The 7,968-nt window shown below is 58.5% G+C and carries 6 protein-coding genes; all 6 read left to right on the top strand.

Annotated elements, in window-relative coordinates; translation table 11 throughout:
* Nucleotides 1–1,310 (top strand): hypothetical protein (locus QWL29_RS26070; RefSeq protein ID WP_305825770.1); only part of this gene is annotated, 1,310 nt, incomplete at its 5' end.
* A gap of 545 nt (nt 1,311–1,855) precedes the next feature.
* Complete coding sequence (locus QWL29_RS26065; RefSeq protein ID WP_305825769.1) at nt 1,856–3,556, top strand: site-specific integrase; 1,701 nt, start codon at nt 1,856–1,858, stop codon at nt 3,554–3,556.
* Complete coding sequence (locus QWL29_RS26060; protein WP_305825768.1) at nt 3,553–4,083, top strand: hypothetical protein; 531 nt, start codon at nt 3,553–3,555, stop codon at nt 4,081–4,083. The genes QWL29_RS26065 and QWL29_RS26060 overlap by 4 nt, the downstream gene beginning before the upstream one ends.
* On the top strand, nt 4,080–4,580 hold the full coding sequence (locus QWL29_RS26055) for a hypothetical protein (protein ID WP_305825767.1): 501 nt from the start codon (nt 4,080–4,082) through the stop codon (nt 4,578–4,580). Before QWL29_RS26060 ends, QWL29_RS26055 begins: the two co-directional genes overlap by 4 nt.
* A 221-nt stretch (nt 4,581–4,801) precedes the next feature.
* Nucleotides 4,802–6,706, top strand: a complete 1,905-nt coding sequence (locus tag QWL29_RS26050; RefSeq protein WP_441295516.1) for an AAA family ATPase — start codon at nt 4,802–4,804, stop codon at nt 6,704–6,706.
* 5 nt (nt 6,707–6,711) lie between these two features.
* The gene (locus tag QWL29_RS26895; protein ID WP_370663749.1) at nt 6,712–6,936 is read left to right on the top strand and encodes a hypothetical protein; all 225 of its coding nucleotides are present in this window, start codon (nt 6,712–6,714) and stop codon (nt 6,934–6,936) included.
* Nucleotides 6,937–7,968: the final 1,032 nt, after the last annotated feature.

Genomic DNA, 7,968 nt, shown 5'->3' with positions numbered 1-7,968 from the left:
ATTCTCTCAAACAATGGAGCCTCCTCAAAACCCGGAGCGATTCACCTCAATGGCAAACCGACCTTGTCCGGCATGAGCTTAAGCACCGCTGGTTCGCCATCGCAAGCCGTTTGGACGCCGCTAATGCGAGCTTTCCCAGCGGTGACGACATCCGATGCGCATTCCAACTGTGCCTTGCGACCACCGGTTGGAATCCTGCAGTGTTTCTGTCCCTGAGCGTCGACGACCCATTTATCGAAGAACACCCAAAGGACCCAACCCGCTATATCCTTCGAGGGTTCAAGGACCGGGGCGGTTCAGAACAAGTCTCAGAGGGCTTGTTCAAGAGTCAGGGCGGCGCGGGATTTATGCTTCGTTTTCTTGTGGAACAAACGCAACCCCTTCGGGACAGATTAAAACAGGAACTCAAACAGGGCCGCGAAGCTCTTGAATCCGGCAGCATGAGCAACACCGAGGACCGTATCGTGCTACAGGAGCGCGTTAGAGCGCTTGAACGCGGGATACGTTCATTGTGGCTTTACGTCAGCCAAATCCGCAACGGCGTGCATTGGCTTGGGGACGACGGCTTTAACCGCCGAGACTACCTGTCCAGCGTCATCGCTGACATCAATAAGCGACAACCAGCGGATAAGCAACTCGCTCGACTGACGCCCAGTGACTTACGCGACGCCTATGCAGCACGTATTTATCATTCCAGCGGTGGCTCGATTCTCGCAGTGATGAAGGCGCTCAACCACAAGCGCATCGACACAACTGGGGCCTACCTCGATAACACGCTACTCAAAGAAGAACACGCCAAGATGTTTGCCACCTACAGCGAGGCCCTATGGCATGAAGTCAAAGTTCACCGCCGCATAGACCCTTCCATTATCGCTAAATGGTCGCGTGATGGCACGGTCACCGAGGAGCATCGTCACCGCTTGGAGACATACCGTAAGCTACTGCGAAGCCGTATCGGAATGGGCTGCAAGGACCCCTTAAATCCACCGAAGCGACTGGCGCCGAACTTTACTGCAGACGGAAAGGAGCACTGTTCTGTCCAACGCTGCCTCCTCTGCGCAGAACATGCCGTTGTTTTTCCGGACAGCCTTCCGGGCATTTGTAAGCGGCTCGCGGAGCTGCACTACCTGAAAGCGAACATGAGTCTCCCGGCATATCTCCAATCTGAATTCGGCACAGAAATCGAGAACGCCGAACTTATTCTTCATGGTTTCGACCAGGATGAAGTTCGGCACCATTTACACGACTGGCAGGAGCGTATTGCTACAGGTATGCACCGAGTCGTCGAATTTGATGGCAAGGAGGGCTAAAAGTCATGAATTCCCCTGTCATCGCTGTACAAGCCCTCAAATCGTCGCGAAAGCTGACAAACGGTGAGGCCCAGCATCCTGAAGTGGAAGCAACCGCAAGCCGGGCCAAACTACTGTTCCCCGTGGAGTCGGTCGCCAACTTGACATGTGACGAGGCCCGGACACTGCAACGCCTTCTCCATCACGGTGAAACATATGGCATATGGGAGACGCGCACCGACTGGGCCCCACCTGGGGCACGGTATGCGGTCGTCGTAGTCCCTATCCGGAAACGGATTACCCATTTTCTTCCTCCAGAACTGAAAAAGCACAGCGAGAATCCAGTCTTGAATCCGTTACTGGACGCGGCGGTATTGACATTGGTCCGATACCTCACGTTGCTGCGCATGGGGCCGTCCGGAAGGGGGCGAGACAGTTTTAGGTCCCTCGGCCCCTCGTCGATTCGAGCCATTGCTTACTCTTATGGCCCTCAGCTGCTTGCTATTGCCATTACCAAGCGCATAAGCGCCCGCAGAGTGGCACCGGTAGCGATGCCACATGAGCCCATGTCCGACACTGCAAACATGCTCTCTGACCTGACGCTGGATGACTTACCAAAAACGCAGCGCGGCATTCTGATTAAAGAGTGCCAGCGGATGGAAATGCTGGGCGCCCTCGGACTATGGAATGACATTCCAACACTGGAAGAGCGCTCACTTACCCAAGCCATGGCCGGGCCGGCTTTAACGAACAAAGCTCCTATCGCTCGCGACCCGCATCAACCTTTGCCCGACCAATACGTTGCGGAGATGGGTGCTCGCGGTCTTTGGTTGATAGAGGACTTGGCACCAAACCTGTTTCAAATTGGCGAAGCACTTATGAACATCTGGACGGACCACGATTCGAGCTGGGTGCCCGTGACCATTCGCAGCAAACGAGGCGACCGGCTGCGTGAATTCTTGGCCACTTACCAGTGGGTCGATAGCAGCGGCAAGCCGATTCTCAAGCCTCCCTTTCCATTGCGGCTCCCAAAACCGAAAGGGTTTGCTGAGAAGTGGGCGGAAGGCGACGGCAACGAAGGTCGCTGGCCGCCGCGCAACCACGTGGAGTACATGGCACTGATGGGTGTGGTACAAGCAGCCCATTTGTTCGTCGCCCTCCTGAGTATGGGAGCGCGAAAGTCCGAGATTTTGAGCCTGAAGCGAGACTGTGTGGTGTACCTTGCCGACGGACGCGCCCACGCCAGTGGCCGCACTTTCAAGCTGGTCGAACGGCATGATGGAAAGGAGCGGGATTGGCAACTTCCAAGCGTGGCGGTAAATGCGCTTGAACAACAAGCAAGGCTGGTAGCACTCGGCGAACAACTCGGCTATCTCATGCCTCGCGGCCCAGAGCACAAGCTCGCCCCCGCCGGGGACCACCTGTGGGGCCAATTGTCCGGTGCCGCCGGGAATAGCGAACCATCCTCACCACTGGACAATATCAACAAAGCACTGACTGCCTACGCACGAACGTTGAACATGGACGTCGCGCCGGGTGGGCAGCGCTTACGCTCGCACCGCTTCAGAAAGACGCTGGCGCGGCTCGTCGCCTTGGCGCTGACACACGCACCGCGTCTCCTAATGGATGTCTTTGGTCACCGCTCCATCGAAATGACGCTGTACTACATTCTCACGGACAAGGACTTGCGCGCAGACATCGAGGTAGTATCACGAGAGCTGCGCGTCATGCGTGCCCAAGAGGTAGTCGAGAAGATGGTGGAGGCTGACGCCGGGGCAATTACGGCCGGCGTAGCGGAGTATGGCGGCTACGGAGGACCGGCCGCGGTATCAATACATCGCGCCATTGACGTCCATCGGGAACACCTCCACCGTCGTGGCACTGACTGGGGCATGGAAAGCCCGAAGGAATTGGCGGAGTTGCTAACTTTGCAAGGAAAGGCGTGGGAACTGGTCCGCCCAGGCGTGATGTGCACGAAGTTCGCCGGCGAGGCGGGACCGTGCAACAAGAGCAAGGGCCACCCTGAACCATCAAAATGCCAGAGCCATTGCTCCCATCGCTTGGAAGAAGGCTTCTTGCGTGAAGATATTGATGGTGCGATTAACGACGCCCTAGCGGCGTACGAACAAGCCATCGTAAACAACGAAACATTGACCGCTGCGCACTGGGCGGCACAGGTACGTGCACATGTGCCGCGCTTCCCGGACCTTCGCGACAAGTGGATTGTGAACTCAACGGTCTCAGCTCTAATGATTACAGCGCCATGACGGATATCAAAGCACCTAGGCGCGCCTCCACGGAGCAGTCTCGCGAACGCATGCGTCAAGCTGCGCTGTCCCGCTACGACAGCAACGCAGAGGAAACGCACAAGCGCGTGCGAGCGATAATGCGCACCATTCAAGAAGAGATGGCCGCGAATGCGGCTATTTACCCGCGGAACAAGGGAGCAGTTTCATTGGCAGAAGTTGCGCGCCGTGCGGGGATTCATCCGGTCACCTTTCACAAGGAGCGCTACGTCGAATTGGCCAGTGAGGTAAAGCTTTGGCTCGAAACGTTGCGCCAGGGCGCTACTGTTGGGCGCGTACGCGTACGCAAGGAGCTTGGCACCCGCGTGCAGGAGTGGAAACAGCTTTATGAAAGCTTGCGTGAAACTCACCGTGTGACCGAAACGGACCTGGCCTACGCCCAAGCCAGGCTGCAGGAAACATTGACAGAGAATGGGGTGCTGCACGAGCGTATCGCAGAACTTTCAAAGCGCAAGGTAGTACCCTTGAAATCGACAAAGGACGCATGATGGCACGTCCCTCCGTGATTCCAGCTGTGAAAGAGCGCCTTGAAGCCTACCTCGAGAAACTCGAGGCGGTGTTTCAGGCGCTGCCCGAAGACCAGCGCACTGCGACCCTCCCTTCAACTTCGGATGGAAAAGTCAATGTACGGGGCGTCGCCCAAGCTATCAACCTCAAAGTCTCGCAGGAGAAATACCTCTACGAGAGGATGGAACTAAGCCAGCTAATCAACCTTGTCGCCGAGGGCCAAGGCCTCCTCCCCATCGGTTCGCGACTCACCCAAGACGCCGGAGACAAGGCACTCAAGGAGCGTTTGGTTCGGCATGCTCAAGCCGGCAAGGCCGCGGAGCAGGCTGCGGTCGAGGCGCAGGCAATGCAGGCAGAACTACTTGACCGGCTCAAGGATGCCGTCACAGAAATCGAGACCCTCAAGGCGGAAAACCTGCGGCTTCGCGCGCAGCTCGACGCTGTCCACGCCGGTATTTTCATTCAGGTTGACCTTTGAGCGAAAATTTCCAAGGGACAGTGGTCGTCGAGCGTGTCATCTCTCAGCTCGAAGGTGGCTGCATATTCGCAGGGCGCCAGGAGGACAATACCGCCATCCGCGTCAAGTTCACCGGCCGGGACACACAACCGCTCCCCGGCGACGCCTTCCTGGTCAAGGGACTGCTCTCTGCCTACCGTGACCGTTACGGGAAATCTGTTCCACAGGTCGACAGCAAGCGCATGGCCCGAATAGTCAACCAAGGGCACTTAATTGGGCCTTGGCTGGAGCGGCTACCCAACATTGGTGCGACTCGCGCCCAGCGGCTCGTCGCCGCCTTCGGGCACGACCTGGCAGATGTCCTGGGTGACACCGGCCGGATGACCGAAGTTGCAACGGTTATCGAAGCCGGCAAGCCCGCACTTGCCGCCAAAATAGCCGCGCAGCTGTATGCGGCCGTTGCCGTCCAAGAAGGGAGCGATAAGCTCAAAGCTGCCGAGGTAGCATTCTTAACCTTTCTGGAGAAGATTGGCATCGGGGAGTCACGCATCGCCGGCCAGCTCTGGCGGTTCATGGCCGGCACGGACGCCATCGACCGTCTGCGCCGTAACCCCTACGTTCCGGCTAGTCTGATGGACTGGAAGGCAGCCGACCGCGTCGGACAGCGCCTGCTTCGCGATGCGGACACGGCGGGCGACCTGGACAACCACCCTGCAAGGCTCCAAGGGGCCCTGAACAGCGTCTGGCGGGAACTGCTATCCCAAGGCGATACGGCCGGCCCCGAGGAGCGGGTAAGAGAGCTCCTGGAGGCCCGCGGCGTGAGTGCAGAGCAAACCCTGCGGGCCGCCGACGAAAATGGCTCCTTGAAGCGTTTAGGCTGCTTGTTGAGGGTGCCGGGAGCTGCCTGGCTCGAGGACCAAGTCACCGCGGCCCTTTGGAGGATGGAAGCGCAGCCCCCCTCCTTGCCGATTCCAACAGGCGCTGCGCTGGAGGCCATGGTGCGCGCCGCAGAGGGTGGCGCAGGCTTAAAGCTTACCAGCGAACAGCGTGAGGCTGTGTCCACCCTGTTAACGTTGCCAGTGGCCGCGCTGCAGGGCGGTGCCGGGGTTGGCAAGACAACGGTGATGAAGGTCCTAGCCACCGCGTGGGACGCCATGGGTGGCAACGTCGTCTTGAGCGCGCTGGCGGGCAAGGCCGCGCTTACTCTTTCAAGAGGCGCGTCCTCTCCGCAGACACCGCGCTTGGCGTTTACCATCGCCCGGCTCATAGGGATGCTACAACGGCAACGTCAACAAGATGATTGCCCAGACCAAAAGCGGCCTGCGACGGACATCACTTTCACCGCCAGGACGCTCTTGGTCATTGATGAAGCCGGTATGCTTGACACCCCTAGCTTGCATACACTGCTGTTGCTTCTGCCAAGGGGGGCCCGGTTGTTAGTCGCGGGTGATGAGGCCCAGCTCCCTCCCGTGGGAATTGGGAAGGTTTTCCACGACATCGTCACAGACGGCAGTCGAGTCGCACGCCTCACCAAGGTCCTCCGCCAAGCCGAGGATAGCGAAATACCCGCCTTTGCCGCGCATATCCGCGCAGGTTCGGTTCAGCCCCTCCCGCCATGGTCAGGAGAGAAAAAAGGCGTGTTTCTGGTGCCGCGTGCAGACTTAGACCATGCCCAGCGTCGACTACGCGCAGAAGGCGAGTTGATGGTTGTCGCCGCAACAAAATCGACGGTGGCCGACATCAACGAAACAGAGTCGGCTATGAGGCGGCAGCCATCCACGCCCACTATCCGACTCAGTCCGCTGGCGAGGATTGCCGCCGGCGACCCAGTCGTAGTCACGGCTAATCGGTATCAAGATGCCCTGTTCAATGGACTTCTCGGAGTCGTCACCGCTATCGACGGCCCTTTCATCAAAGTGCTCTGGGATGGCGAACGCGAGGACCGGGATTTGCCTAGCGAGGCTCAGGGGGACATCGAACTTGCCTATGGAATCACCTGCCATAAAGCTCAGGGGAGTTCATCTCCCGCTGTAATTGTCGTGGTCGAGAACTCGGTNGGGATTTGCCTAGCGAGGCTCAGGGGGACATCGAACTTGCCTATGGAATCACCTGCCATAAAGCTCAGGGGAGTTCATCTCCCGCTGTAATTGTCGTGGTCGAGAACTCGGTCCTAGTCACTCGTGAGTGGCTCTATACCGCCCTCACTCGCGCGCGCGAACTGGTGCTGCTCATTGGCGACGACGAGGCCGTTGCTAAATCGGTGGCCAGGCGCACGATACGGACCACAGGGTTCTCGCTGCCTGCTCGCCAGGTGGTCTCGGAGCTTGCCGGCGAAGCTGCCGAAAGTAGCGGGGTATGGGCCGCAGGGCCCATGTAGACACCACCACGTTGGCGACCAACGGCCGGTTGGGTGCGGCGGCAGAGCCAGCGCGTGGCAGCGCCCCCCGCGCCGTGAAGACGGGGTTGGTTTTGACTTGGAGCGTCTAACAAAAAACCCTACTTGCCATTAGAGCAACATGTGCCGTACACTGGACGTTGGCGATGGCCCGCAGCCGTTATTAGTTGCCCAACGCTTTTCCGTGTACCTTTGCGTGCATCAGTTCGGGCCTGTGGCTGCGGCCGGCATCGGGCAACGCTTAAGGGTAGCTGCCGTTAAGGCCAACGGTTAAAATCCGGCTAGCCTAAAGTTGACAGGGATATTCTCTCCTGGAGAAAGAGCGTTTTTATTTCGACGGACCACTGGAGACATTACTGATGCCAGTATTTTCCCTGACGCGTACGGTTCACAAAGATGGCGTGGCCCAGAATGTTACAGTCCACGTTCACGCCGACAGCTTGGAAGAGGCGCACCGACTAGCCGGCATCATTCCCCCAAGCCCGACCAGCGAGTCAACTGTTGCCGCGGTATCCGCCTGGTTGATGAGGCGCATTGCCGAAGCATTGTGCGGTGTGTCCTTCTGGGCCTGCGCAGGTTTAACCCTCTGGTGGAACGACAGTCGACTTGCGCAAATCGAGACAAAGTACCAGAGTGCAGTTGCCAGCCAACAGCGTGCTGCACAAATTATGTCTCGGATACCTGCGGGGAGCACTGTCTGCAGCGACGGCTGGGTTTCGGGAAGCCAAGGCCGGGGGACCTGTTCGCATCACGGAGGCGCGTCGCTTGAAATGCTGCTTGTCCAGATGGTAGCGTTGACCGACCCATGGGGCGTAGCCAAGCGCTCGCGCTCGATAACAGACCGTGTTACCTGGGCAATGCTCGTTCTTGCGCTCTTAGTTTCGCCGGCCTTAGATGCCCGTCTGTTCCGCGGGTCACGGAAGGGCAAGCAGTAGGGCGTCTTAGTTCGTCTTAACGTGAAGTGCCTAAGTGTTTAGTATCGTGCGATCATATTCCTCGCCGTAGCTGGCCTTT

This window comes from Massilia brevitalea, assembly GCF_030711405.1.
GTDB classification, from domain to species: domain Bacteria; phylum Pseudomonadota; class Gammaproteobacteria; order Burkholderiales; family Burkholderiaceae_D; genus Telluria; species Telluria brevitalea.
This window is presented reverse-complemented; position numbering and strand designations above follow the sequence as displayed.